This window comes from Ruegeria sp. CDSA246, assembly GCF_059611225.1.
Genome location: NZ_JBXWPD010000007.1, coordinates 86,331 through 112,077, shown reverse-complemented (window position 1 = coordinate 112,077; position 25,747 = coordinate 86,331). Strand labels below are relative to the sequence as shown.

Below are 25,747 nucleotides of genomic sequence, written 5' to 3'. Positions count from 1 at the left end.
CTTGTCCTCAATTGCCGAAAGGGCCGCGGTGTCATACGCGGCAGAGTCGGGGGCAAGGCGGAGGTTGTACCCCCGCCTTGCGCGATATCAGAACTGCAGTGCCGGGCAGCTGTCGTTCTCATAATAGCTGACAACAGAGACGTTACCGTCGATGATGTCCTGACGCGCTTTGTCGACTGCGCCTTTCATCTCGTCCGAGACCAGAGGTGCGTTGTTGTCATCCATGGCGACGCCAACACCTTCTTCGGCCAGACCCATCTGGAACACGCCGGTTTCCAGGCCTTCGCCCGCTGACATCGCATCATAAACGGCAACATCAACGCGTTTCAGCATCGAGGTGAGAACCTTACCCGGGTGCAGGTGGTTCTGGTTGCTGTCCACGCCGATCGACAGGATGCCTTCGTCTGCCGCGGTCTGCAGTACGCCAACACCGGTGCCACCAGCGGCTGCATAGATCACGTCAGCGCCCTGGCTGATTTGTGCTTTGGTCAATTCCGAACCCTTCACCGGGTCGTTCCATGCTGCCGGGGTGGTACCGGTCATGTTGGCAACAACATTGATGTCAGGGTTTACAGCCTTGGCACCCTGCGCATAACCGCAGCCAAAGTGTCGGATCAGCGGGATATCCATGCCACCGATAAAGCCAACGGTGCCGGATTCCGATGCCATCGCGGCCATCATGCCGACCAGATATGATCCTTCATGCTCGGCAAAACCGATTTGACGGATGTTGGGGATGTCCAACCAGTTGACGTCAACTGCAACAAATTTGGTGTCCGGGTAGTCAGCAGCCACGGCGGACAGCGGATCTGCCATACCAAATCCCATCGTGATGATTGGGTTTGAGCCGGATTCAGCGAAACGGCGCAGAGCTTGCTCGCGCTGTGCTTCGGACTGGATTTCGATCTCGTTGTAGGTGCCGCCTGTTTCTTCGGCCCAACGCGACGCGCCATTGTGGGCGGCTTCGTTAAACGATTTGTCGAACTTGCCGCCGAGATCAAAGATCAGGGCAGGATCTGCCAGCGCAGCGCCAGCCGTAAGTGCGACTGCGGCGGTGGCACCCATCAAGGATTTCATCAGGGTCATTTTATACTCCCGTTTGTTATTATCGGTCGGGGCGAAGATAGCCCCGTTCACCCACTGTTAGCGAGCATAACTGTTGTGATGGCGGGAATTAAGGACGTTTGCAACCGCCGTGGTCAACAGATTTTTGACCATTTGGTCGAAAAAATATGTCTTAAGCGGTCAATCCAGCGCGGATTCCATCACGATAGCATCGATTTTCTGATTGTTTTCGCGCAGGTAATACCCCTTGCGCAAACCACAGGCGCGATAACCGCTGTGTTCATACAGCGCGATGGCGGGCAGGTTATCCGCAGCGACGTCCAGGAAAGCGCGCGTCGCGCCCAAAGCCTTTGCTTTGGAATGCCACTCTTGCATGCACGCTCGGGCCAGGCCCTGCCGCTGAACGTCTGGATGCGTGGCGATTGTCAGCAATTCAGCCTCATCGCCGATCACCTGGAACAGCGAAAAAGATTGAGTATTTCCAACGATATGTATGAATCGATTGTTCAGAAGATCCGCAAATTCGACCGCAGCCCACGACCGTGACTGGGTAAATGCCGCCGCGTGTGTTTTGGCAAGTTCCTCGGGGCTCATCAGTCCAGCAAAACCGGGGGTGTGTCTTTGGAAGGGGCCGCATCCGCAGGCCGAACATAGAGTGGTGCTGGCTGCGCAGTTTCGGTTTGCCACCTTTGCCCGGCGACCCGGGCAATAGCACGAACCTGTGCATCGGCGTCGTCATTCAGGATCAGAGGGCCAAGTGATTCTGCCTCAGTTTGAGGCGTTAGCATCGGACCTTGGTCCGGGAACGCCACGTAAACCTGATCACGCGGGGCGCGGATCGCAGGCAGGGCGTCCGTAGGCATTTCGGCCAAAGCGTCGAACCCGGACACGCCTACCGCTGGAACGCCAAGCCCTAGGGCTAGGCCGCGCGCCGCAGAAACCGAGATTCGGATGCCGGTAAAGTTTCCGGGTCCAACGCCGACACCGATCGCGGACAGGTCTTTCCACCCATATCCGGCATCGGCCAGAACTTCTTCCAGCAACGGCATCAGACGTTCGGCTTGACCGCGCGACATGGCTTCGATGCGCGAAGTCACGATCCGGTTGCCGCACAACAAAGCGGCCGCGCAATGCGCGGCCGATGTATCAAAAGCCAAAATAATGGGGTCAGACGGCAACAGGACGAACCTCGGTCACTTCGGGGATGTAGTGGCGCAGCAGGTTTTCGATACCCATCTTCAACGTCAGGGTCGAAGACGGGCAGCCCGCGCAAGCACCCTGCATGTGCAGGTAGACAACGCCCCGGTCAAACCCGTGGAACGTGATGTCGCCGCCATCCTGAGCAACTGCCGGACGGACGCGGCTATCAAGCAAGTCTTTGATTTGATTAACTACTTCTGCATCCTCGCCGGTGTGCTCTGCATGGCCCGATGCGGCTGTTTCACCAGCGCCGATGACCGGTTGGCCGGATTGATAATGCTCCATCACCGCACCCAGAATCGCAGGCTTGATGTGATCCCATTGGACATCATCGGACTTGGTGACGGTCACGAAGTCATTGCCGAGGAATACACCCGTTACTCCGCTAACCGCAAAAATCCGTTTTGCCAAAGGTGATTTTTCACCGGCTTCAGCCGATGGGAAATCCGCAGTGCCCGCTTCCAGCACGGTTTGGCCGGGCAGAAATTTCAAGGTTGCAGGGTTCGGCGTGGATTCGGTCTGGATGAACATGTCACGGCTCCGTTTCAGTTGCTTCTGATATGCGGGTCCGGGCCGGATAAGTCAAGATTTGGAACGATTCTAAATGTTGGCCGCCAACCGGATCGCATCATCCAACCGATCATCTCCCCAGTATAGTTCGTCGCCGACCAGAAAACTCGGCGCACCGAACAGTCCTTTGGCCTGTGCGGTTTTGGTCTGCTCGATCAGAGCTGACTTGATCTCGGGGTCTCGGGTTCTGTCCAAAAGGTCGTCAGGCAAACCGGCGGATTTCAGGCAATCAACCAGAACTGCATCGTCCGACACATTCTGACCTTGTGCGAATTCGGCTTTATAGACCGCCCGAACAAATCGCGCCCTGTCGGTCTGATTTTCAATAGCCAGCGTGAGGCGCGCAGCCTTCAGGCCGTTTTGCGGAAACGGGTCCGGCTGCCGGAAGGGCAGGCCGCGCTGCGTCGTCAAACGCTCCACATCGCGCCACATATAGCGCCCTTTGGCCGGGTAAATGTTAAACGGAGAATTGTTCCAGCCCTGCGCCGCGAAAATGGGCCCCAGAAGAAAGGGATGCCATTCTACGGCGACGTTATGCTGTGCCGCAGCCTGTTCGATTCGCATGGCGCTGAGGTAGGAATAGGTCGATGCGAATTCGAACCAGAACTGGATGCGGCATTGCATTGGGTGGCCTCAGGTGATGGCTTCCAGCTTTTCCTTGCTTAGGTCGCCGGGCACAATTGTGATCGGAATCGGCAGGCTGCCCGAGTTTTTGGTCAGCTGCGTCACCAGTGGACCGGGCCCTTTCTTTTCGATGCCAGCCCCCAGGACCAGAACGCCGATGTCCGGGTCTGACTGGACATGTTCGATGATCTGAGGGACAGGGTCGCCTTCGCGAATTGACAGCTCGGGATCGATCCCTTGTTTGTCGCGCATCCATTTGGCGAAAACTTCGTAATGCGCATGGATGCGTTCGCGCGCCTCTTCGCGCATGGTTTCGGCCACACCGATCCAGTGATTGAATTCATCGGGTGGGATGACGGACAGGATCGTTACCCCTCCACCGGTATGGGCTGCACGCATTGCAGCAAAACGCATCGCGTTAAGGCATTCGCGGCTGTCATCCAGAATGACTAGAAACTTACGCATGGGTGTCCTCGTGTATTTAGGGGGATCATGCCCGACCAAATGCGGGCTGGCAACACGGCGTATGACTACCGAGTGCTTGCAGCCCAGTCCCAATAGAGCGCGCGCGCGCGGCGTGCAATCGGTCCGACCTGATATTGAGTGTCCTCCAACGCCGTGACGGGGGTTAATTTGTTCATGTTACCGGTCATAAACACCTCGTCCGCCTTATGAAAATCTTCAAAGCTGAGGACGGATTCGTGGACCGTCACGCCGTCGGCGCGCAGGTTTTTGATATGTCGCGCTCGGGTGATTCCGGCCAGAAAAGTTCCATTGGGCGTAGGGGTGAAGACCTCGCCATCGCGAACCATGAAGATGTTTGCGGTCGCGGTTTCCGCTACATGACCCAAGGCGTCCGCCACCAGTGCGTTCGAGAACCCTTTGGACTTGGCCTCTTTCAACATTCGGGCGTTGTTGGGATACAGGCATCCGGCTTTGGCATTCACAACGGATGATTCCAGAACCGGTCGGCGGAATCGCGTGGTGGTGAGCGTGACCGAAGCTGTTTCCGGTGCCATTGGTATTTCTTCCAGACAGATAGCAAAGCCGGTGCTGTCCTGCTGAGGAACGATGGCTGTCGCATCGCCGTCGATGCCCCAATACATCGGCCGAATATAGACGGCGGAACCTTTGGCATAGCCATCCAGCCCTTCGCGGACGATTTCGACCATCTGTTCGGTCGTCACGGTCGGTGTCAGCAAAAGCGCCTCGGCCGAGCGGTTGACCCGTTCGCAATGGGCCACCAGATCCGGGGTCAGCCCGTCGAAGAATCGCGCGCCGTCAAAGACCGAAGACCCCAGCCAAGCGCCATGGTCTGCCGCACGCATGATCGGGGCATCCCCGTTGTGCCACTGACCATCAAAATAGGTGCGGATATTTTTGCCGACTGCCATGACGCCCTCCTTTGCCCTTGGGGCAACCTAGGAAGGCGTCACGGGAAGGTCCAGCGCAATCAGCCTTGTTTTGCGCCAACCATACCCACGATGTCGTAGGTCTGTTGCAGGATCGGGGCCGCTATCGCCCGCGCGTTTTCCGCGCCGCGTGCAAGAATCCGGTCAATCTCGGCCTCTTCACCCATAAGACGGGCCATCTCGGTCGAGATCGGCGACAGTTTGGCGACCGCCAGCTCAGCGAGCATCGGTTTGAATTCACCGAATTGCTTGCCGCCGAATTCGGCCAAAACCTGTTCCGCCGTTTGATCGCTGAGCGCGGCGAAGATGTTCACCAGATTGCGCGCCTCGGGGCGTTCGGACAGACCGTCGGTTTCCGAAGGCAGGGCATCCGGGTCAGTCTTGGCCTTGCGGATCTTCTTGGCGATCTCGTCGGCATCGTCCGTCATGTTGATCCGGGTCATGTCGGACGGGTCCGAAGATGACATCTTCCGCGAGCCATCACGCAGGTTCATCACGCGCGGCGCGGGTCCACCGATTACCGGCTCGGTCACCGGAAAGAAATCCACGCCATAGTCATGGTTGAACTTGATCGCGATGTCGCGAGTCAGCTCCAGATGCTGTTTCTGGTCCTCGCCCACCGGCACATGTGTCGCGTGGTAGGTCAGAATGTCCGCCGCCATCAGCGCCGGATAGGCAAACAAACCCAGCGAGGCGTTCTGAGCATTCTTGCCCGCCTTATCCTTGAACTGCGTCATCCGCTGCATCCAACCCATGCGGGCGATACAATTGAAGATCCAAGCCAGCTGCGTGTGCTCGGCCACCTGGCTTTGGTTGAACAGGATGGACTTTTCAGGGTCCAGACCGGCAGCAATAAAACCGGCGCATACCTCACGGGTCTTTTCGCGCAGACGGGCAGGGTCTTGCCAGACGGTGATCGCGTGCAGGTCGACCATGCAGTAGATGGTCTCGAAATCTTCGCCTTGCATATCCACAAAACGCTTTAGTGCACCCAGATAGTTGCCAAGGTGCAGGTTTCCCGAAGGCTGGATGCCGGAAAACACGCGCGGCGTGAACTTGGTTTCGGTCATCGAAGGGAACTCCCGTCTGGAAAAATCAGCCCCCGTCGCTTACCCATGAGGTCAAGGGACGTCAACAGCCGCGAAAGGCCAGCCCAATGAGCAGTGAGCATTATACACCCGCCGTGAACCCTCTGCCGCCCGTTGTGGTGGCGTTGGTCCTGTTCATCATGGGGATCGAATTGGCGTTTACGCTGGGCGCACGTGGTCTTGTGGGCGGGCCATCAGCGGTAGGTTGGCGGCTGGATGCCCTGCAAAGTTACACCTTTTCCCCGGATATCTTTCACTGGATGATCGAGAATGGACGTTGGCCGTTTGAACATGTGATCCGTTTCGTGACCTATCCGTTCGTTTCGGGCAGTTTTACCCAGGCGGTTTTTGTCAGTGTCTTCGTTCTGGCAATGGGCAAAATGGTGGCCGAAGTGTTCGGCGGTTTTCAGATGCTGATCATTTTCGTTTTGTCCGGTATCGGTGGCGCGTTGGTCTATGGGCTGTTGCTGAATCCCGCCTATCCGCTGGTCGGAGGATTCCCACCGGTCTACGGTCTGATCGGCGCGTTCACATGGCTGCTGTGGCGCAAGTTGTCACTGGTCGGTGAAAACCAGTCCCGTGCTTTCAGCCTGATCGCGGTTTTGATGGGCATCCAGCTGGTGTTTGGGCTTTTGTTTGGCGGCACGTCCGACTGGGTTGCCGATCTGGGCGGTTTTGCCACCGGTTTCGGCCTGTCGTTTTTTCTGGCACCCGGCGGATGGGCGCGGATCGTGGGACGTATTCGCCGCGACTGATCAGGACCGACGCAGCGCTTTTCTGAATTCGGACAGCTCGAACGCTTTGAAGAGGTGACCGAGTAAGAAGTAGGCGGCAGCTGCAATTATGATTAGGACAAGCAGCGCCAGATAACGCCATCCTGGTACCTGGAAAATCCAGCCAAAAATGTGAAGGGCGGCGAAAAGCACAACGCCCATACCCAGCGATGCCGCGACGACACGCCCGGCGCGTCGTTTGAACCGGTCGTCAAACCGTGCTTCATCGCCGAAACGGCGCGCTCCAATCGCCAACAAGGCGACCATCGCCCAACCGGCAGCCGAAGCCGCGATCGCCGGTGCGATCCACCCCACCAACGGGTAAAGACCAAAGGCCAGCCCGGCATTGATCACCATCGCAACTACGGCATAGCGAAACGGAGAGCGGGTGTCTTCGCGCGCGAAGAACAAGGGCTGCAGCAGCTTTTGCAGCATGAAAGCGGGCAGGCCGACGCCATAGATAGCTACGGCCAAGGCAGTGGCTGCAGTGTCCTCGGGGCTGAATTGGCCGCGTTCGAACAGGACCGACACCAGAGGTATTGGAATGATCAGAAAGGCAACGGTGGACGGCAGGGTCAGCAGCAGTGTGAACTCTCCGGCACGGGAATAGGCATTGCGCGCCCCGTCCTTGTCCCCGGCCCGTAAGCGGCGCGACAGATCGGGCAGTAGGACGATCCCCACCGCAATACCGACCACGCCCAATGGCAATTGATACAGCCGATCCGCTGCGAACAGCCAACTGACAGCCTTTTCGGTTTTGGACGCGACCAACTGGCCAACCACAAGATTGACCTGCGTGACGCCCATCGCCAAAGCGGCGGGCACTGCAATGCGAACCATGCGTCGCATTTCCGGGCTGAGCTTGGGCAGGCCGGGACGAATGCGAATACCTGCACGTTCTGTCGCCACCCAAACCAGCGCCAGTTGCGCGACCCCTGCCAGCGGAATGACCGTGATCAGCCACCAGATTACGTCGCCGCCAGACAGCGCGCCTGCGATCAAAGCAGTACAGGCAAAGATATTGAGTAAGACAGGCGCGGCAGCGGCAGCGGCGAACCGACCGGTGGCATTCAGAACGCCGGAAAACAGCGCGGCCAGCGACATGAACAGGATATAGGGAAAAACGACGTAACCGTAGTCGACGGCCATGTCGAAGCGTTCATCGCCATAGAACCCTTCGGCGGTCAGCCAGACAAGTCCAGGCATGAAAACCATCGCCAATCCAACCAGTGCCAAAACAGCCGCCGCCAACAGGTTGAAGGCATCCTGAGCAAACCCTTCGGCGTCTTCTTCGCCCTCCAGTCGTTTCGAGAACATTGGCACAAAGGCGGCGTTGAAGGCCCCTTCGGCAAAGAAACGGCGAAACATGTTGGGCAGGCGGAAAGCGGCGACAAAGGCGTCCATCACCGGACCGGGCCCGATATAGGCGGTTAACAGAATCTCGCGGAGAAATCCCAGAATCCGACTGGCCAGCGTCCAGAATCCGACCGTGAACAGGCCTGAAAACAATCGGATCTGTTTCATGAGATCGCGCGCTCCGCACCCTCAGTAATGGCTTTGCGCAGCTTGGCCTCAAGACCGCGTTGCTTGCTTTCGGAATGGTACTTCAGGCCGAACATGTCCTTGACGTAGAAAGTATCGACAACCTGTTCGCCATAGGTCGCGATCACGGCGTTGGCGATATAGACATTGGCCGCAGCCAGTGTTCTTGTCAGGTCATACAACAGGCCTGGACGGTCGCGGGTATCAACCTCGATGATGGTGTAGATCTCGGACCCGTCATTATCGAAGATTATATGGGTCGGCACATTAAAGGCGCGTTCGCGTTTTTTGATCTTGTCGCGCGATTTCAGAGCGTCACGCGCTACGACTTCGCCTTTGAGCGTCTTTTGGATCATTTGTGTCAGTCGCGGCAAACGGCTTGCCTCAAAAGGGTGGCCCTCGGCATCCTGAATCCAGAACGCATCGGTGACGTACCCGTCCTTGGTGGTATAGCTACGGGCGTCGACCACGTTAGCCCCAACCAGCGCAAGCGCCCCGGCGATGCGGGCGAATATCCCGGGATGGTCTGCCATGGCAAAACACGCACGGGTGGCGTCGCGGTCGTCATCCGGGTGCAGGTGAATTTCCATTGCGCCGGGGTCGCCGCTTTGTTCCAGCGCGCGTAGCATTTTTGCGAACTCAATATGAGTGGACAGGTTCAGGCCCTGCCAATAGGGCGCATAGTGTCGTCCTGTTTCGGCCTTTAGGTCAGCCTTCGACCAATCTTCAAGCGCCGAACGCAGCGCCTTTTTGGCTTCTGCGCCACGGTTGGCCCGGTTCAGGTCTTCCATCCCGGTTTCCAGCGCCCGCATGGTTTCAGCGTGCAAGGCGCGCAGCAGGGTGGCCTTCCAGTTATTCCAGGTGTTGGGCCCAACACCGCGAATGTCACACACGGTCATAACCGTGAGCAGATCCAACCGTTTGACTGTCTTCACCGCCTTGGCAAAGTCGCGCACTGTGCGCGGGTCCGAGATGTCGCGTTTCTGCGCCATGTCCGACATTAACAGGTGATATCGCACAAGCCATTCCACGGTTTCCGAGTCGGATTTGTTCAGGCCCAAACGCGGTGCGACCTTGCGCGCGATCTGAGAACCCAGGATCGAGTGATCTTCGGGTCGCCCCTTGGCAATATCGTGTAAAAGCAACGCGACGTAGAGAACTTTGCGATTAATCCCGCGTTTCAGGATCGATGACGCCAGCGGCAGCGATTCAACCAGTTCACCGCGTTCAATCTGAGCCAAGTTGACGATGGTCTGGATCGTGTGCTCGTCCACAGTATAGCTGTGATACATGTTGAACTGCATCATCGCGACGATGTGCTCGAACTCTGGCAGAAATGCCGACAATACTCCCAGTTCGTTCATGCGGCGCAGGGCGCGTTCTGGGTTGCCGTGTTTCAGCATCAGGTCCAGAAAAATGCGCTGCGCCTCTTTGTTTTGGCGTATGTCGTCGTCAATGAGTTGCAGATTGGCAGTTACAAGCCGCATTGCGTCCGGGTGGATCAGCATGCCCGTACGCAAACCTTCATCAAACAAACGCAGCAGGTTCAATTTGTCGGTAAGAAACTTCTTATGATCCGCCACGTCCAAACGACCGTGAACCACCTTGTATCCCGGCTTAACACGCGGCCTGCGCCGGAAGATGCGCTCCAGCAGGGCCTCGCCTTTGACATGTGCCGCTTCGAGTTTTGTCAGGAAGATCCGGGTCAGTTCACCGACCTTAGTGGCCTCGCGGAAATAGCGCTGCATGAAAACTTCAACAGCCCGTCGCCCAGCCCTGTCTTCATAACCCATACGCTCGGCAACCTCGACCTGCAGGTCGAAAGTCAGTTGCTCGGTGGCGCGACCGGTTACCAGATGCAGATGGGATCGGACCGCCCACAAAAACTCTTCGGCCTGAACAAAGGTGTTGAATTCCTCGGGTTCAAACAGGCCCAGAGGGACCAGCTCGGCCACGTCTTGAACGCCATAGATGTACTTTGCAATCCAGTAGAGTGATTGAAGATCGCGCAGCCCACCCTTGCCTTCTTTTACGTTGGGCTCGACCATATAGCGCTCGCCCTGTTTGTGGTGGCGCTCGTCACGTTCCTGCAGCTTAGCCTCGATGAATTGACGCTCGCTGCCCTTGAACATCTCGGTTTTCAGGCGGCTATCAAGCTCTTCGGCAAGGACCGCGTCGCCAGCCAGGTAACGCTGCTCCAGCATGGCGGTGCGGATGGTGAAATCCTCGGTGCCCAGTCGCAGACAATCCTTGATCGTTCGGGATGAATGGCCAACCTTAAGGCGCAGATCCCAAAGCATGTAGAGCATGGACTCGATGACACTCTCGGCCCAGGCGGTGATCTTGTACGGGGTCAGAAATAGCAGATCGACGTCCGAGGCCGGGGCCATTTCGCCGCGGCCATATCCACCAACAGCAAGAACCGCAATCTTTTCGCCCTGCGTCGGGGTTGCCAGCCGATGCAGATAGGTGCTGGCCACCTGCATCGCCGTGCAGACCAACCCGTCGGTAAGATAGGTGTAGGACCGTGTCAAAGGTCTGGCGTCAAAGGGGCGTTTAGCGAAGGCATCCGCAATGGTCTTGCGCCCAGCCTTTTGGGCATCGCGCAGGATGCGCACGGTTTCATTCCGCCGCGCGGCATTGTCTTGAATATTTTCAAAGGCTTCCGACAGTTGCGCCAGGATGGCGGTACTGTCGAAAATTTCATCGGCCGGGCAGATCAGCTCACCCTTGGGGGTGAGCGTCAGCATCGGCTGATCAGAAACCGGCGCCAGAGAAGCTTTGAGGGGCGGAGTCAATCACTACTACCTGTTTGTTCTGGATCGTGGCAACGGCCAGACCGCGTTCATTCGTACCGTCGGACCGAAGGCGGAAGATGCCACCAACGCCTTGGAATCCGGCGTTCTGGGTCAGGGCTGACGTGGTCAACGCGTCGGATTTGCCCTGGCTGACCAAAGCCGCAATTGCTGCAATGCCGTCATAGGCCAGACCACTGATCGGGTGCGGAGCCTCGCCATAGGTGTTGTTATACCGCTGGCGGTATGCCTGCGCCTTTGCCGGGTCGGGCAGGGCGAACCAGCCCCCTTGAACACCCGGCAGTTCTAACGTCTGTGCCGGTATGTCCCAGCGCGTCAGGCCGAGGAATTGGGTGGTGGCCGACGACACACCAGCTTCTGGCAACAGTTGCGAATACAGCGGCAGCGCACCAGCCGTCGTCGCTGTCAGAAACACCGAATCCGCACCGGCAACATCCACGGTTGCCTTGATCGTCGGAACCGAGTTGATGACGCCTTGCTGGGACCGGTCATAGCCAACCGTACCAGCATTCGCTACGCGGCTGCTGGCAAGCGCAGTTGCAATCGCCGATTGACCAAGCTGCCCGGCTGCATCGTTGCTGTGGACGATGACCATGCTGGTCTTGCCTTGTGATCCGGAAAAGTTGACCAAACGGTTAGCCGTGTTCTGAAAGGTCGGGCCCAGAACAAAGACGTTGCCACCTGCAATGCTTGTATTGTTCGAGAAGGACAGCACGTTGACCTTGTTGTTTAGCACAGCGAGGCCTGCCGAGTTTGCTGCCTGCGCGTAAACCGGGCCAATGATGATCTTCGCCCCATCCGCGACGGCTTGTTGCGCCACTGTCGCGGCCGTGTTCGAGCTGCCCCGCGTGTCATAAACGCGCAGATCAATCTTAACATTCTGCAGATCAGCCATGGCCAGACGCGCTGCGTTCTCAAGGCTCCGTGCAAGTTGAGCGTCGCCCGAATTTCCCGATCCCGCCGGAACCAAAAGTGCGACCGGAACGGGTTTCGACGTGTTAATGGATGGGCCTCCACCAAGGCCGCCGGGCTCACATGCAGCGAGGAATGCGGCGGTTGCCAGGATCGCGGCGGATTTCGCCAGCTTGCGAACGGGCTTGCAAACGGTAAACATCTAAATGAAAACTCCCTGTCCCGGCGGCTTGGGGTACCACCAATCTGTTATGCCGCGATAATAAACGTCACGCTGTGAGGGTCCAGCTTTGAATTTCCAAAAAGTAAGATTGGGCGCGGGCCTGTATTTTGTTGCCACTCCGATCGGGGCGGCGCGCGATATCACGCTTAGAGCGCTGGATGTGCTCGCTTCGGCGGATGTCATCGCCGCCGAAGACACGCGCAGCCTGCGCCGGTTGATGGAGATTCACGGAGTCCCGCTGGATAGGCGGCGAATCCTGGCCTATCACGATCACAGCGGCGTAGGCGCGCGCGGCAAAATCCTTGATGCGTTGCAGGACGGGAAGTCTGTCGCTTATGCCTCCGAGGCCGGAATGCCGCTGATTGCCGATCCGGGATACGATTTGGGGAAGCAGGCCGCCGAAGCGGGTCATACGGTGACCTGTGCACCGGGACCGTCAGCGGCGCTGATGGCGCTGACACTGGCCGGGCTGCCGACAGATGCGTTCTTTTTTGCGGGCTTTTTGCCGAACGCGACCGGCGCGCGCCGGTCGCGGATCGAGGCATTGCGAGACGTGCCGGGCACATTGGTGTTTTACGAATCTCCGAAACGCGTGGCGGCGTGCTTGTCGGATCTTGCAACCGTGCTGGGCAATGACCGTCAGGCCGCAATGTGCCGCGAGCTGACGAAGAAATTCGAAGAAGTTCGCCGCGGGACGTTGGATGAACTGGCGGCCGACCTGCAAGGGCAGACAGTCAAAGGTGAAATTGTTCTGCTCGTGGACCGCGGACATTCGGAAACTGTTAACGAATTTGACGTAGAAGAGGCGTTGAAACGAGCCTTGGAAACCCATTCGGTTCGCGACGCGGCCGATCTGGTATCAGAGATGTACAAGCTGCCACGCCGCCCGATCTATCAGAAGGCTCTGAAATTGGGAAAGGGATGACATGGCCGCACGATCCGTTCGAAGTTCGGTGTCTTTTCATGCCGGGCAGGCTGCGGAGCAGCAGGTTGCATCAAATTATGAACAACGCGGCTATTCCATTCTAAATCGCCGCTGGCGCGGCGCCGGTGGGGAGATCGATCTTATTGCGCGCGACGCTCGCGGAGTTGTCTTTGTCGAGGTTAAGAAAAGCATCAGTTTCGATGCGGCCGCCGCCCGGATCAATCGCCGCCAGATGGATCGCATCTGCGCATCTGCGGCCCAATTCCTGGAAACCGAACCAAACGGGCAATTGACCAATGTGCGGTTTGACGCGGCTTTGGTGGATGCCTCGGGCGCCGTTCAAATTATCGAAAACGCCTTCGGTTTAACCTGATCCCCATTGAACCCCCGACGTGGCTGGGCCATGTATCTGGCGTGAAACTGAGGGACACGCCATGAAAATCGCCTTTCAGATGGACCCGATCGGGGCCGTGGATATCAATGCCGACAGCTCATTCCGTCTGGCCGAAGAGGCGCAGGCGCGCGGACACTCGCTGTTTTTCTACAGCCCGGATCAGCTGGCCTATCAAGAGGGGCGGATCACCGCACGCGGTCAGGACATGAAAGTTCAGCGCGTGGCAGGCAATCCGGCTGAACTTGGCCCGGAACATGAAGTGGACCTGGCAGAGTTCGACGTGATCTGGCTGCGCCAGGACCCGCCGTTTGACATGCATTACATCACATCGACCCACCTGCTGGACCGTCTTAAGGGCCAGGTGTTGGTTGTGAATGATCCGTTCTGGGTACGGAACTACCCCGAGAAACTGCTGGTTCTGGATTTCCCGGAATTGACCCCGCCGACAACAATTGCGCGCGACCTGCAGACCATCAAGACGTTCAAGGAAAAGCACGGCGACGTCATCCTCAAACCGCTTTATGGAAACGGTGGTGCAGGAGTTTTCCGACTGGATGCGAATGATCGCAACTTGACCTCATTGCATGAACTGTTCACCGGATTCTCGCGCGAGCCTTTGATTGTTCAGAAATTCCTGCCGGATGTCAGCAATGGCGATAAGCGTGTGATTCTGGTCGATGGTGACGCAGTCGGTGCGATCAACCGCGTACCGGCCGCGGGCGAAACGCGTTCGAATATGCATGTGGGCGGTCGCCCTGAGAAAATCGGCCTGTCTGAGCGCGATTTGGAAATTTGTGCCGCGATTGGACCGTTGCTGAAAGAAAAAGGCCAGATCTTTGTGGGTATCGATGTGATCGGCGACTACCTGACAGAGATCAACGTGACCTCGCCGACCGGCATTCAGGAACTTGAGCGGTTTAACGGCGTGAACGTCGCTGAAAAGATCTGGCAGGCGATTGAGGCCAAGCTTTAAGACGCGGCCTTGGCGCTGATACGAAAGCTGAGCGCCTCGGCAATGTGAGGGCGCCGGACATCCGGTGCCCCGTCCAGATCAGCGATGGTACGCGCCACACGCAGGATTCGGTGAAAGGCGCGGGCGGACAAGCCAAATCGCTCGGCCGCCTTCAGCAACAGGTCTTTGCCTTCAACATCCGGGGCAGCGATTTCATCCAGCAATTTACCCTCGACATCGGCGTTCTGACGGGTGGAAGGTGTGTCGCGAAACCGCTCTGCCTGAATCGACCGGGCTTGTTCGACGCGCGCGGCAACGGTGGCGGAACCGTCACCCGAGGGTGGTAGGTCCAGATCGGTGAAACTGACCGGGGGCACCTCAATCCGCAAATCAAACCGGTCCATCAGCGGCCCGGAGATTCGGCTCAGATAATCCTCTCCGCAAACAGGTGCGCGGGAACAAGCGCGCCCGGGATCGGTGAGGTAGCCGCATTTGCAAGGGTTGGCCGCCGCGACCAACATGAACCGGCAGGGGTATTTCACATGGGCATTTGCACGCGCGACCATGACCTCTCCAGTTTCAATCGGCTGGCGTAGTGTCTCCAGAACCGTGCGCGGAAATTCCGGGAACTCGTCCATGAACAGAACGCCGTTGTGGGCCAGCGAAATCTCGCCCGGCTTTGCCCCCCTGCCGCCACCAGCGATCGCCGCCATGGACGCCGTGTGATGAGGTTCGCGAAACGGGCGGCTGCGACTGATTCCGCCTTCGTCCAAGAGCCCGCACAGAGATTGGATCATTGAGGTTTCCAAGGCCTCTGCTGGCGTGAGCGGCGGCAAAATTCCGGGCAGCCTAGCAGCCAGCATAGATTTCCCTGATCCGGGCGTGCCGGTCATGATCAGATGATGTCGCCCGGCCGCGGCGATTTCCAAGGCGCGTTTGGCGCGCTCTTGCCCTTTGACGTCGCGCAGATCCCTCGCGCTGGGCTCAAGTGTAACTTCGCCGGGTTGCGCGGCGGGCAGAGGGGACTGGCCCGAGAAATGCCGCACCACGTCCCCAAGAGACCCAGCCCCGATGACCTGCGTCGCATCGACCCAAGCAGCCTCGGCGCTTGACGCGCGCGGGCAAAGCAAAGCGCGGTCCTCTGCTGCAGCGGTCATTGCGGCAGGCAAGGCGCCAACAACAGGTACCAGAGAGCCGTCCAGAGACAGTTCGCCCAGCGACACCGACCCTTCGGCGGCGTCCCGAGGAATGATCTCTAACGCAGATAGCAGCGCGACCGCGATGGGAAGGTCGAAATGGCTGCCTTCTTTGGGCAGGTCGGCGGGTGACAGGTTGATCGTGATCCGTTTCGACGGCAATGCGATGGCCATGGAACTTAACGCGCTGCGGACGCGGTCCCGCGCTTCGGACACAGCTTTGTCGGGCAATCCTACGATGGAAAAGGCGGGCAATCCCGGCGAGACGGCGCATTGCACCTCGACCGGGCGGGCATCAACCCCTTGAAAAGCAACAGTATGGGCGCGGGCAACCATGAATGACCTTTTTGGTTAACAGGTCGTTGCTGCCACGGTCGCGGTTTAAGAATCGTTAACAACGCGGGTCATTTCGGTGAATTTCGGCCAGGCTCCGGGATCAGCGACAGTTTTGTCACGGCAGAACGAATTACAGAACCCCCAGCGTTGGCCGTCGAGTTCAAGAACTGCAGTAATGGCTTTGCCGGAATAGGGGCAGGTGTCATTGATTGACGTCGTGCCATGCACCGCCTTTGCCTGCGACGTGCCGCCGATTGGCCAAGGTTTTGATTGCAGATCCATTGGGTAGGGAAACGGGTCGTATTCGACCGTCAGTCCCATCGCACGCCATTGGCGGACGGGTCCATCTGACAGCAACTCAAGACAGTATTCGCGACTGGCATTAGACACGGGCAAGCCGTAGCCGATGATCCGCGCTGCGACTGGTGTGTAGAACACGTCAGCCAGCGAATAGCGACCGAACAAAGGACCGGTATTTGCGCCTGACACATCACGGGCACGAGCCCACAAGGTCTCGATCCTTGCCAGATCGGTGCGCGTCTCTGACGAAGGAACGAACCCTTGCCAACACTGTTTGAGTTGCATCGGACACTGCCCGCGCAATGCGCCAAATCCAGCTACCATTTCCGCGCAAAGCCATCGCGCGGTGGCGCGCGCGGCAGGATCTTCGGGCCACAACCCGGCTTCCGGATGCAACTCGGCCAGCGTTTCCGCCATCGCCAGACTTTCCCCAACAACGGTGCCATCGGGCAATCGCAGGGCGGGGACAAGGCGCGCAGGGGCGAGGGGTTTCATATCCTCGGCCATGGTCCCCGAATAAAGGCCGATCATATGGGAACGATAGGGCAGACCGAACTTCTCAAGCATCAGCCACCCGCGCATGGACCAACTGGAAAACAGGCGGTCTCCAATAAACAATTCATAAGTCATACGGCAAGGATGGCGTGGCCGACCCGTTCAGTAAATCAGTGATTTGTGCGCGGTTGCATCACGGAAGATGATTGATCTGCCCAACGGACCAGTGTTTTCCGTGATGCGTGATTTCGGTAACCGAAAGGTTGTCGATGCGATGGCTGAAAGCCTCTTGCGCGTCGACGTCCAGCGCCCTTTGGACCTGTGTCAGGATCACGCCAAAATGCGCCACGACCACAATATCGCACCCGCTGTGGCGCGCGATTAGTTCGTCTACGGCTGCGTTGACGCGTCCGCGAACCTCGTTCCAGCTTTCCCCGTTGGGGGGGCGTACGTCGCCGGGGCTATCCCAATATGCGAATGCAAGCTCGGGGTCTTCGGCCTCGATCTCTTTGAAAGCACGCAGTTCCCACGTGCCGAAATTGATTTCGCGCAGCGCGGATCGATGCGGTAATCGCTGGCGACTGCCCTGTATGGCTGAGGCGGTATCTGCGGCCCGGCTCAGATCAGAGGAAACAACAAGTGCCTTGGCGGGTAGGTGATCATGCAAGCGGGCAACGGCTGCGCGATCGCTCAGATCGGCGGGAAGGTCGGACCAACCGACCATCGTTTTGGCATGAGTTGGGCCATGACGCACAAGATGCAGACGTGTCAATCCAGTTGTCCCTTCACTACAATTGGCAATCCGGCCGTTACCTGCACCACCAGATCGGCCTCGGCGGCCAACGCGATGTTCAGCCGCCCCTGCGCCTCGCGGAACCGACGGGATAGCGCATTGTCCGGGACGATCCCGTGTCCAACCTCGTTCGAGACGATGACGACCTGTGAGGAACACAAGCGTAGGGACTGCAAGAGCGCGCTTTGCGCCTGCTCCAGATCGTTTTCTGCAAGCAAGTGATTGGTCAGCCACATGGTGGCGCAGTCGATCAGACAAACAGAGTTCGGGGACAAATCTGCCAATGTCGGGCCAAGGTCAAGCGGTGCCTCGATCGTCTTCCAGCCTTCGCCCCGTTGGGAAATATGGCGCTGAACCTTACCTCGCATCTCATCATCAAACACTTGTGATGTCGCTAGGTAAACTCTCTTTTTTCCTGATGAAACAACAAGATGTTCGGCAAAAGCCGACTTGCCCGAGGCCGCGCCGCCCAACACAAAGGTTAAATCCGGACTCACGATAATTACCTTCCATGTGATCCACCCGGTTTTGTTTTGCGTATCGTTCATAGGTCGGCAAAGCAACCCCGGCCCGCGCCTGTGAAAAGGGGAGATTTCAATGGCACTGGACAATGCGAACGACTTCTCGATGTCCCGGAGGGCAATGAAAGCTGAACTTCTGGATGCGGAAACAGAATTGAAGTTGGCATATGCGTGGCGGGATGACCGCGATGAACAGGCCCTTCACCGGTTGATCACAGCCTATATGCGCCTGGCTATTTCAATGGCGGCCAAGTTCAAACGCTATGGCGCGCCGATGAATGACCTGATCCAAGAGGCAGGTCTGGGCTTGATGAAGGCCGCCGACAAGTTTGATCCCGATCGGGGGGTGCGGTTTTCGACCTACGCGGTCTGGTGGATCAAGGCGAGCATTCAGGATTATGTGATGCGCAACTGGTCCATGGTTCGGACCGGATCCACATCTTCGCAAAAATCACTGTTTTTTAACATGCGACGTGTGCAAGCCCGACTAGAGCGTGAGGCCGCAACCGATGGCATGGATCTGGACCGGCATCAGCTGCATCAGATGATCGCCGCCGAAATAGGCGTGCCGCTGCGGGACGTTGAAATGATGGAAGGCCGCCTGTCAGGCTCTGATTTCTCGTTGAATGCCGTTCAATCGGCAGATGAAGACGGCCGGGAATGGATCGATGCGCTGGAAGATGAGCGCGAACAAGCCGCGGAGGCGGTCGAAAACAGTCACGATACCCAGCAATTGCGTGAATGGCTGGTGACGGCAATGCAGGCTTTGAATGATCGCGAGAGGTTCATTGTCCGCGAACGCAAGTTGCGCGAACCCGCCCGAACGCTGGAAAGCCTTGGTCAGGAACTGAGTTTGTCCAAGGAGCGCGTGCGTCAGCTTGAGGCTGCGGCTTTTGTGAAAATGCGCAAGAACCTTGAAGCCCAATCGCGTGAGGTGCAACACTTCATCGCATGAAACATCTTGCGATTCTGCTTTGTGTACTGGTGGTTATGGCCAACCCTGGCCATGCCGATGAGTTGATACCCGACGACGTTGTGTCTGCGATGACGTCTGCGGACGTCGTCATATTAGGCGAAATTCACGACAACCCGCAGCACCACATCATTCAGGCCGAGGCGTTGAAGGCCATCAATCCCTCGGCGGTTGTCTGGGAAATGGTGACTGAAGAAGGTGCTCAGAGATTGGCGGACAAGGCCATTTCCGATCCGGAAGAGCTTGCCAGAATTCTGAAGTGGCTCGAATCCGGTTGGCCGCCGCTTAGCATGTACTACCCGGTCTTTCAGGCCTCAGACGCGCCGGTTTACGGTGCCATGGTTCCGCGTGCGGCGGCCCGCGCGGCAATGGAACGTGGCGCCGCCACGGCTCTGGGTGCTGATGCTGCCCGTTATGGATTGACGGTGCCACTGCCGAAGGATGAGCAGGCCGAGCGTGAGGCTGATCAACTCGCTGCCCATTGCAACGCAATACCAGAGACTGCGCTGCCGCAACTGGTCGCAATCCAACGGTTGCGGGATGCGGTTCTGACAAGGGCCATTTTGCGCGCTTCGGATGATACGGGCGGACCTGTTGCAGTGATCACCGGCAATGGTCATGCCCGTAAGGACAGAGGGATTCCAACCTTTCTGTCCCGACTACGCCCCGGTTTGAAAGTTTTCGTACTGGGTCAGTCCGAGGATGGCGTCATCGACGGTGAGTTCGACGCTGTGATCGACAGCCCCGGCAACGAACGTGAAGACCCTTGTCTGGCATTTGAGACACAGAATTAACCGCTGGAACTGTCCGTCGGCCTTGCCTAATGTCGGGCCGACCGGGACGGGAAGGGCACAATATGCTGGCATCGAAACGCATTCTTCTAATCATCGGCGCTGGAATCGCGGCCTATAAGTCGCTGGATCTGATCCGGCGGCTTAAAGAACGTGGTGCTTCGGTAACACCGGTTCTAACAGGCGCGGCAGAAGAGTTCGTAACCCCGCTGTCGGTCTCGGCGCTGGCTGGAGAGAAGGTTTATCGCGATCTATTTGACCTGACGGACGAGGCCGAGATGGGCCATATCCAACTGTCACGGTCCGCCGATCTGATCGTGGTCGCACCGGCAACAGCGGACATGATGGGAAAGATGACGGCTGGGCTGGCCAACGATCTGGCCTCGACCCTGCTGATGGCGACAGATACCCCGGTTTTGTGCGCACCGGCGATGAACGTTCGCATGTGGGACCATCCGTCAACACAGCGCAACCTCAAGCAACTGCAGGCAGATGGCATCCGGTTCGTTGGCCCCAATGAGGGCGACATGGCTTGTGGAGAGTACGGCCCAGGTCGAATGTCGGAGCCTCTTGAGATTGTGGCCGCGGTCGAGGCGCAACTCGGCAACGGTCCGCTGAAGGGCAAGCGCATTCTGGTCACCTCCGGCCCGACACATGAACCGATCGACCCGGTGCGCTACATCGCCAACCGGTCCTCGGGCGCGCAGGGCACTGCGGTGGCACGGGCGTTGTCTGCGCTGGGTGCTGATGTGGTTTTTGTCACCGGCCCTGCCGATGTTTCGCCGCCCGAAGGTGTGCAGGTGATCCGCGTGGAAACCGCGCAGCAGATGTCTGACGCGGTCGACGCTGCACTGCCGGTAGATGCGGGTGTGTTTGCTGCTGCGGTTGCGGATTGGCGCATGGCGGCTGCTTCGGACAAGAAGCTTAAGAAAAGCCGCGATGGTCTTCCGGTGCTTGAGTTTGCTGAGAACCCGGACATCCTCAAACGCGTGTCCAGGCTGGATGCGGGGCGGCCGACGTTGGTGGTTGGCTTTGCCGCAGAAACTGACAACGTGCTTGAACACGCGACCGCAAAACGTGCGCGAAAAGGTTGTGATTGGATCGTCGCCAATGATGTCAGCCCGGCGACCGGCATCATGGGGGGCTCGGAAAACGCGGTTACCCTGATCTCGGACGATGGGGCTGAAGAATGGCCGCGTATGGGCAAGGATGCCGTGGCGCAACGTCTGGCGCAAAAGATCGCCGACGCTTTGGCAAGCTGAACAAGAGGTGCAGTGATGGTAGCAATTCGTGTGATCCGCGAAGACGGGGCTGATCCGGCCATCGCTTTGCCGTCTTATGAAACGACCGGAGCGGCGGGGGCGGACGTCCGGGCAAACCTGCCCGATGGCGCGCCTATCACGCTGGCGGCGGGACAACGCGCCTTGGTCCCCACGGGGTTACGGATCGAGATCCCAAACGGGTACGAGGTGCAGGTTCGACCCCGGTCTGGCCTTGCGCTGAAACACGGGATTACCCTGCCTAATACGCCCGGCACGATCGACAGTGACTATCGCGGCCCGCTGGGGGTGATTCTGCTGAACGCCGGTCAGGAAAGTTTTGAGATTGCGCATGGTGAACGCATCGCGCAACTGGTCGTCGCCCCAGTCGTGCAGGCTGCGTTTGAACCCGTTGAGGTGCTCAGCGACACAGATCGCGGCGCAGGCGGTTTTGGCTCGACTGGACGCGGTTGATGCTTCTAGTTCTGATCCTTGCCGGTGCTCTATGGGGCATTGGGTACGTAGCGGGGGTGTCCCGAACTGCTCGCTCCGTGTCGGTCAGCGTTTTGCTGATCGGAGTACTTGTTATCCAAGTGACGTTGCCGGGTGGGCACCCGCTGCGCGAGGCAACCGGCGGGTCTGCGGCATTGTGGTTGATCCTGGGGGGCGCAGCGGTTTTGGTATTGAGCTATGGCAAGGTGCTCAAAACGCTGCGCAACCGTGCCGCGCCACAGCCAGCCGAGGAAACCGCGATGCAGTCTGACAAGTTCTCTGAGACCGAGTTGGAGCGGTATGCCCGCCACATCGTCCTGCGCGAACTGGGCGGGCCGGGGCAGAAAAAGATGAAACAGGCCCGTGTGCTGGTGATCGGCGCGGGCGGTCTTGGTGCGCCTGCATTGCAGTATCTTGCGGCGGCTGGGGTGGGCACCATCGGCGTGATCGACGACGATATTGTTGAAAACGCCAATCTGCAGCGGCAGGTGATCCATCGCGACGCCGATATCGGGATGCCTAAAGTTTTCTCGGCCCAGCAGGCCATGCAGGCCCAGAACCCAAACGTCGTTGTCCTGCCTTACCATCGCCGCCTGACCGATGAAATCGCAGCGGACCTGTTCGACGATTTTGACCTGATCCTCGACGGGACCGACAATTTCGACACACGCTATTTGGCCAATCGCACTGCGGTGGCGCTGGGTAAACCGCTGATTTCGGGTGCTCTGTCACAATGGGAAGGCCAACTGAGCGTCTTTGACCCGGCCAACGGTGCCCCGTGTTATCAGTGTATCTTCCCCGAGGCCCCGGCTCCTGGCTTGGCCCCATCTTGTGCCGAGGCCGGTGTCATTGGCCCGTTGCCCGGCGTGGTGGGCTCGATGATGGCGGTTGAGGCGATCAAAGTAATCACGGGCGCCGGGCAGGCGCTGCGCGCCGAAATGCTGATCTATGACGCGCTTTATGGCGAAAGCCGCAAGATCACACTGACCCGACGCTCAGATTGCCCCATCTGCCGAGCAGAAGACGCGTAGGGCAATCGTCGCGCCAGCATTGCAGTAGAATTTCGATGTATTGCAGGCACGGCCTCTGGACCATTCCACCCCGCCTCCCTAGCTTGACCAGCAAAGGAGATCCGCATGACCAATCCGATCCTGTCCGACTGGACCACCCCATTTGAAATCGCGCCATTCGCCCGGATTTCGGATGACGATTTCGCTCCTGCTTTGGAACAGGCGATGGCAGCCCATAACGCGCAGATCTACGCGATTGCAAACAACCCCGAACCGGCCAGTTTTGCCAATACAATCGAGGCACTTGAAGCGGCCGGAGAGCAGATGGACAAGGTTTTGTCTGTCTTTTTTACTGTTGCTGGGGCTGACAGCAACCCGGCGCGGGAAGAGCTGCAGCGTGCATTTTCGCCCAAACTGTCGGCGCATTTTTCAGGGATTTCTTCGAACAAAGCACTGTTTCAGCGGGTCGCGGACCTGTGGGCGCGCAAGGATCAGTTGAAGCTGACCGACGAACAAGCCCGCGTTCTGATGTTAACGCATCGTGGTTTCGTGCGTGCAGGTGCCGCATTGGATGGCGACGATGACACCCGCATGCAGGAGATCAAGTCGCGCCTTGCCTCGCTGGGGACTTCGTTCACCCAAAATCTTCTGGCGGACGAACGGGAATGGTCAATGGACATGTCCGAAGATGATTTGGAAGGGTTACCGGAATTCGTTGTGGATACGGCGCGGGCCGCTGGGGATGAGAAGGGGGCTGATGGACCTGTCGTCACTCTATCCCGGTCGCTGATCGTTCCGTTTCTGCAATTCTCTCCCCGCCGGGATTTGCGAGCGAAAGCCTACCGCGCCTGGACAGCACGCGGGGCCAATGGCGGTGAAACGGACAACCGCGAGATTGCTGCCGAGATCCTGAGCCTACGCGAAGAGCGGGCCAAGCTTTTGGGCTATTCCAGTTTCGCGGACTACAAGTTGGAAACCGAAATGGCTCGAACGCCAGACCGTGTTAGCGATCTATTGATGCAGGTTTGGGAACCGGCAAAAAAGCGGGCGGACGCGGATGCAGAAATCCTGACCACCATGATGCAGGAGGATGGCGTGAATGGCCCGCTCGAGGCTTGGGACTGGCGCTACTACGCCGAAAAACGCCGCAAGGCCGAACATGATTTGGATGAGGCAGCGCTGAAACCTTACCTGCAGCTTGATCGCATGATCGAGGCTGCCTTTGCCTGTGCCAACAGGCTATTCGGGTTAGAGTTCACCACGCTGGACGTGCCGCTTTATCACCCTGATTGCAGGGCTTGGGACGTGACGCGCGACGGGCAGCATATTGCGGTTTTCATTGGCGATTACTTTGCGCGTGGGTCCAAGCGCTCGGGCGCATGGTGCAGCGCCATGCGGGGTCAGGCAAAGTTCCCCAAGGAACAGGCCCCAATCGTAATCAACGTCTGCAATTTCGCCAAAGGTGACCCCGCGCTGCTGTCGTATGACGATGCGCGCACGCTGTTCCACGAGTTTGGCCATGCCTTACATCAGATGTTGTCCAACGTGACCTACGAAAGCATCTCGGGTACTAGCGTTGCACGTGATTTCGTAGAACTTCCCAGTCAGCTCTATGAACACTGGCTGGAGGTACCCGAGGTCCTGGCGGAATTTGCGACCCATGCTGAAACCGGTGAGCCGATGCCTCAAGACATGCTGGACAAGGTATTGAAGGCGGCGAATTTCGATCAAGGGTTCCAGACCGTGGAATACGTGGCCTCGGCACTGGTTGATCTCGCATTCCATGATGGCGCAGCACCATCTGACCCGATGGCAAAACAGGTCGAGGTACTGGCCGATATCGGAATGCCAAAAGCCATTAGTATGCGCCATGCGACACCGCATTTTGCGCATGTCTTCGCGGGCGACGGCTATAGTTCTGGCTACTACAGCTACATGTGGTCCGAGGTCATGGATGCAGACGCATTTGCTGCATTCGAAGAAGCTGGCGGAGCCTTTGATGCGGAACGGGCAAAGGCCCTTGAGGACAATATTTTATCCACAGGCGGGTCCCGCGAAGCCGAAGACCTGTATCTTGCGTTCCGCGGACGTTTGCCAGGGGTCGAAGCGCTGTTGAAAGGCCGTGGGCTAGTTGCGGCCTGACCGGATCAGTAGCCCAGATGGCGGTCAACGAGGTGCAGGAAGGGCTTTCCTTCCTCGCCTCGGATAATGTTCTCACAGATCACCTGAGCTGCGGTCGCCGGGCGGGTTTCGGACGCGATATGCGGCGTGACCGTCACGTTGGGATGCGCCCAGTAGGGGTGCTCTGACGGCAGGGGTTCCACGCGAAACACGTCTAGCGTGGCGTGGCTAACGTGCCCCGAATCCAGCGCGGCCAGCAGTGCATCGTCGTCGATCAATGGTCCGCGCCCGGGGTTGATGATCCGCGCGCCCTTGGGCAGCAAGGCCAGAGTGTCCGCATTCAGTGCATTCACCGTCGCCGGGGTATCGGGCAACAATAGAACCACGATCTCGGCACTAGATAAAGCGGTACGCAAGCCGTCAGTGCCGTGCAGGCAGGTCACGCCGGGGATGTCCTTTGCGGTTCTGCTCCAACCCGTGACTTTGAAATTCAGCGCGGCCAGCGCCGTTGCGGCGGCTTCTCCTAATGCACCAAGGCCCAGCACACACACATCCCGCTCGCTGGCAAGCGGCGGGGCGTCAGGTGTCCAGACACCGTCCTGCACCGTGATGTAGCGGTCCATGCCCAGATGATAGCGCAGCACCTGACCGACGACCCATTCCGTCATGCCGTGCTTTAGCCCGTGGTCAACCATCCTGGCCAACGGCACGGTCAGCGTTTCGTTGCCCGCGATTTTTTCAACACCTGCCCAAAGACTCAGAACCGCCTTCAGTTGTGTATAGGGTGAAAAATCCAGCAGCCCGCTTGTTGGTGCATAGACAACATAGTCGACCTGATCAGGCGCAAACTCGGTTGCCAGACGGAAGTCCAGATCGGCCTGCGACAGCCCTTTTGTAAGTAGAGGTTCATACACGGGCCATTGTTCTGGGCGCGCGGAAAACAGGACGTTGACGGGCATGAGGG

26 protein-coding genes are annotated in these 25,747 nt (G+C 58.4%); 10 read left to right on the top strand and 16 right to left on the bottom strand.

The window, feature by feature from the left end; all coding sequences use genetic code 11:
* Window positions 1-87 precede the first annotated feature (87 nt).
* From AC2FI9_RS10695 to trpS, 8 genes are all read right to left on the bottom strand, one after another.
* The gene (locus AC2FI9_RS10695) at window positions 88-1,086 is read right to left on the bottom strand and encodes a BMP family lipoprotein (protein ID WP_282152454.1); all 999 of its coding nucleotides are present in this window, start codon (window positions 1,084-1,086) and stop codon (window positions 88-90) included.
* Window positions 1,087-1,245: 159 nt separating this feature from the next.
* Window positions 1,246-1,659 carry a GNAT family N-acetyltransferase gene (locus tag AC2FI9_RS10690; protein WP_496725851.1) on the bottom strand — a complete coding sequence of 138 codons (414 nt, stop codon included), beginning with the start codon at window positions 1,657-1,659 and terminating at the stop codon, window positions 1,246-1,248.
* Window positions 1,659-2,243, bottom strand: coding sequence for a tRNA (adenosine(37)-N6)-threonylcarbamoyltransferase complex dimerization subunit type 1 TsaB (gene tsaB / locus AC2FI9_RS10685; RefSeq protein WP_496767485.1), 585 nt, complete (start codon window positions 2,241-2,243; stop codon window positions 1,659-1,661). Before tsaB ends, AC2FI9_RS10690 begins: the two co-directional genes overlap by 1 nt.
* Window positions 2,233-2,796: a NifU family protein gene (locus AC2FI9_RS10680; RefSeq protein WP_058273506.1), complete on the bottom strand. Its 564-nt coding sequence runs from the start codon at window positions 2,794-2,796 to the stop codon at window positions 2,233-2,235. The genes tsaB and AC2FI9_RS10680 overlap by 11 nt, the downstream gene beginning before the upstream one ends.
* A 69-nt stretch (window positions 2,797-2,865) precedes the next feature.
* Window positions 2,866-3,459 (bottom strand): 2-hydroxychromene-2-carboxylate isomerase, encoded by a 594-nt coding sequence (locus tag AC2FI9_RS10675; protein ID WP_496767483.1) that lies wholly within the window; start codon window positions 3,457-3,459, stop codon window positions 2,866-2,868.
* 9 nt (window positions 3,460-3,468) lie between these two features.
* Window positions 3,469-3,924, bottom strand: coding sequence for a universal stress protein (locus tag AC2FI9_RS10670; RefSeq protein WP_058273504.1), 456 nt, complete (start codon window positions 3,922-3,924; stop codon window positions 3,469-3,471).
* A 65-nt stretch (window positions 3,925-3,989) separates the two neighbouring features.
* Complete coding sequence (locus AC2FI9_RS10665) at window positions 3,990-4,853, bottom strand: branched-chain amino acid aminotransferase (protein WP_496767480.1); 864 nt, start codon at window positions 4,851-4,853, stop codon at window positions 3,990-3,992.
* Window positions 4,854-4,912: 59 nt separating this feature from the next.
* Window positions 4,913-5,941, bottom strand: a complete 1,029-nt coding sequence (gene trpS / locus AC2FI9_RS10660) for a tryptophan--tRNA ligase (RefSeq protein ID WP_496767478.1) — start codon at window positions 5,939-5,941, stop codon at window positions 4,913-4,915.
* Between the two features lie 86 nt (window positions 5,942-6,027).
* Between trpS and AC2FI9_RS10655 the strand changes: the two genes are divergently transcribed.
* Entirely contained in the window at window positions 6,028-6,714 is a 687-nt protein-coding gene (locus AC2FI9_RS10655) for a rhomboid family intramembrane serine protease (RefSeq protein ID WP_282120136.1), read from the top strand.
* On the opposite strand, the gene murJ is transcribed toward AC2FI9_RS10655, so the two are convergent.
* The 3 genes from murJ to AC2FI9_RS10640 are packed head-to-tail and all read right to left on the bottom strand — an operon-like array spanning window position 6,715 to window position 12,204.
* Window positions 6,715-8,256, bottom strand: coding sequence for a murein biosynthesis integral membrane protein MurJ (gene murJ, locus AC2FI9_RS10650; RefSeq protein WP_496767476.1), 1,542 nt, complete (start codon window positions 8,254-8,256; stop codon window positions 6,715-6,717). It abuts the gene before it with no gap.
* Window positions 8,253-11,024 carry a [protein-PII] uridylyltransferase gene (locus AC2FI9_RS10645; RefSeq protein WP_496767474.1) on the bottom strand — a complete coding sequence of 924 codons (2,772 nt, stop codon included), beginning with the start codon at window positions 11,022-11,024 and terminating at the stop codon, window positions 8,253-8,255. The genes murJ and AC2FI9_RS10645 overlap by 4 nt, the downstream gene beginning before the upstream one ends.
* A gap of 7 nt (window positions 11,025-11,031) precedes the next feature.
* Window positions 11,032-12,204: a penicillin-binding protein activator gene (locus AC2FI9_RS10640; RefSeq protein ID WP_496767472.1), complete on the bottom strand. Its 1,173-nt coding sequence runs from the start codon at window positions 12,202-12,204 to the stop codon at window positions 11,032-11,034.
* A gap of 88 nt (window positions 12,205-12,292) precedes the next feature.
* Here AC2FI9_RS10640 and rsmI point away from each other — a divergent pair, with 88 nt between their 5' ends.
* The 3 genes from rsmI (at window position 12,293) to gshB (ending at window position 14,517) form a co-directional block, all read left to right on the top strand.
* On the top strand, window positions 12,293-13,150 hold the full coding sequence (gene rsmI, locus AC2FI9_RS10635) for a 16S rRNA (cytidine(1402)-2'-O)-methyltransferase (protein WP_496767469.1): 858 nt from the start codon (window positions 12,293-12,295) through the stop codon (window positions 13,148-13,150).
* 1 nt (window position 13,151) lies between these two features.
* Window positions 13,152-13,523 carry a YraN family protein gene (locus AC2FI9_RS10630; protein WP_496767467.1) on the top strand — a complete coding sequence of 124 codons (372 nt, stop codon included), beginning with the start codon at window positions 13,152-13,154 and terminating at the stop codon, window positions 13,521-13,523.
* A gap of 61 nt (window positions 13,524-13,584) precedes the next feature.
* Window positions 13,585-14,517 carry a glutathione synthase gene (gene gshB / locus AC2FI9_RS10625; RefSeq protein ID WP_496725863.1) on the top strand — a complete coding sequence of 311 codons (933 nt, stop codon included), beginning with the start codon at window positions 13,585-13,587 and terminating at the stop codon, window positions 14,515-14,517.
* Here the strand turns inward: gshB and AC2FI9_RS10620 are convergent.
* From AC2FI9_RS10620 to cobU, 4 genes are read right to left on the bottom strand one after another with little or no spacing between them, the layout of a single operon-like run.
* A complete protein-coding gene (locus AC2FI9_RS10620; protein WP_496767465.1) occupies window positions 14,514-16,028 on the bottom strand; it encodes a YifB family Mg chelatase-like AAA ATPase in 1,515 nt (504 codons plus the stop codon). The two genes, gshB and AC2FI9_RS10620, sit on opposite strands and share 4 nt — an antisense overlap.
* A gap of 45 nt (window positions 16,029-16,073) precedes the next feature.
* Window positions 16,074-16,958 carry a glutathione S-transferase gene (locus AC2FI9_RS10615; RefSeq protein ID WP_496767462.1) on the bottom strand — a complete coding sequence of 295 codons (885 nt, stop codon included), beginning with the start codon at window positions 16,956-16,958 and terminating at the stop codon, window positions 16,074-16,076.
* Window positions 16,959-17,016: 58 nt separating this feature from the next.
* Window positions 17,017-17,595, bottom strand: coding sequence for a histidine phosphatase family protein (locus tag AC2FI9_RS10610; RefSeq protein WP_496767461.1), 579 nt, complete (start codon window positions 17,593-17,595; stop codon window positions 17,017-17,019).
* Window positions 17,592-18,113, bottom strand: a complete 522-nt coding sequence (cobU, locus tag AC2FI9_RS10605) for a bifunctional adenosylcobinamide kinase/adenosylcobinamide-phosphate guanylyltransferase (protein WP_496738942.1) — start codon at window positions 18,111-18,113, stop codon at window positions 17,592-17,594. The genes AC2FI9_RS10610 and cobU overlap by 4 nt, the downstream gene beginning before the upstream one ends.
* 100 nt (window positions 18,114-18,213) lie before the next feature.
* Between cobU and AC2FI9_RS10600 the strand changes: the two genes are divergently transcribed.
* The 6 genes from AC2FI9_RS10600 (at window position 18,214) to AC2FI9_RS10575 (ending at window position 24,804) form a co-directional block, all read left to right on the top strand.
* Window positions 18,214-19,092, top strand: a complete 879-nt coding sequence (locus tag AC2FI9_RS10600) for an RNA polymerase factor sigma-32 (RefSeq protein ID WP_496738943.1) — start codon at window positions 18,214-18,216, stop codon at window positions 19,090-19,092.
* Window positions 19,089-19,904, top strand: a complete 816-nt coding sequence (locus AC2FI9_RS10595) for a ChaN family lipoprotein (protein ID WP_496767459.1) — start codon at window positions 19,089-19,091, stop codon at window positions 19,902-19,904. The genes AC2FI9_RS10600 and AC2FI9_RS10595 overlap by 4 nt, the downstream gene beginning before the upstream one ends.
* 62 nt (window positions 19,905-19,966) lie before the next feature.
* On the top strand, window positions 19,967-21,163 hold the full coding sequence (gene coaBC, locus AC2FI9_RS10590; RefSeq protein WP_496767456.1) for a bifunctional phosphopantothenoylcysteine decarboxylase/phosphopantothenate--cysteine ligase CoaBC: 1,197 nt from the start codon (window positions 19,967-19,969) through the stop codon (window positions 21,161-21,163).
* 15 nt (window positions 21,164-21,178) lie between these two features.
* Entirely contained in the window at window positions 21,179-21,634 is a 456-nt protein-coding gene (dut, locus tag AC2FI9_RS10585; protein ID WP_496767453.1) for a dUTP diphosphatase, read from the top strand.
* Window positions 21,634-22,683 (top strand): HesA/MoeB/ThiF family protein, encoded by a 1,050-nt coding sequence (locus AC2FI9_RS10580; protein WP_496767451.1) that lies wholly within the window; start codon window positions 21,634-21,636, stop codon window positions 22,681-22,683. The genes dut and AC2FI9_RS10580 overlap by 1 nt, the downstream gene beginning before the upstream one ends.
* 105 nt (window positions 22,684-22,788) lie before the next feature.
* Complete coding sequence (locus tag AC2FI9_RS10575; RefSeq protein ID WP_496767449.1) at window positions 22,789-24,804, top strand: M3 family metallopeptidase; 2,016 nt, start codon at window positions 22,789-22,791, stop codon at window positions 24,802-24,804.
* A 5-nt stretch (window positions 24,805-24,809) separates the two neighbouring features.
* Here the strand turns inward: AC2FI9_RS10575 and AC2FI9_RS10570 are convergent, their stop codons facing one another.
* Entirely contained in the window at window positions 24,810-25,742 is a 933-nt protein-coding gene (locus AC2FI9_RS10570; RefSeq protein ID WP_496767448.1) for a 2-hydroxyacid dehydrogenase, read from the bottom strand.
* Window positions 25,743-25,747 lie beyond the last annotated feature (5 nt).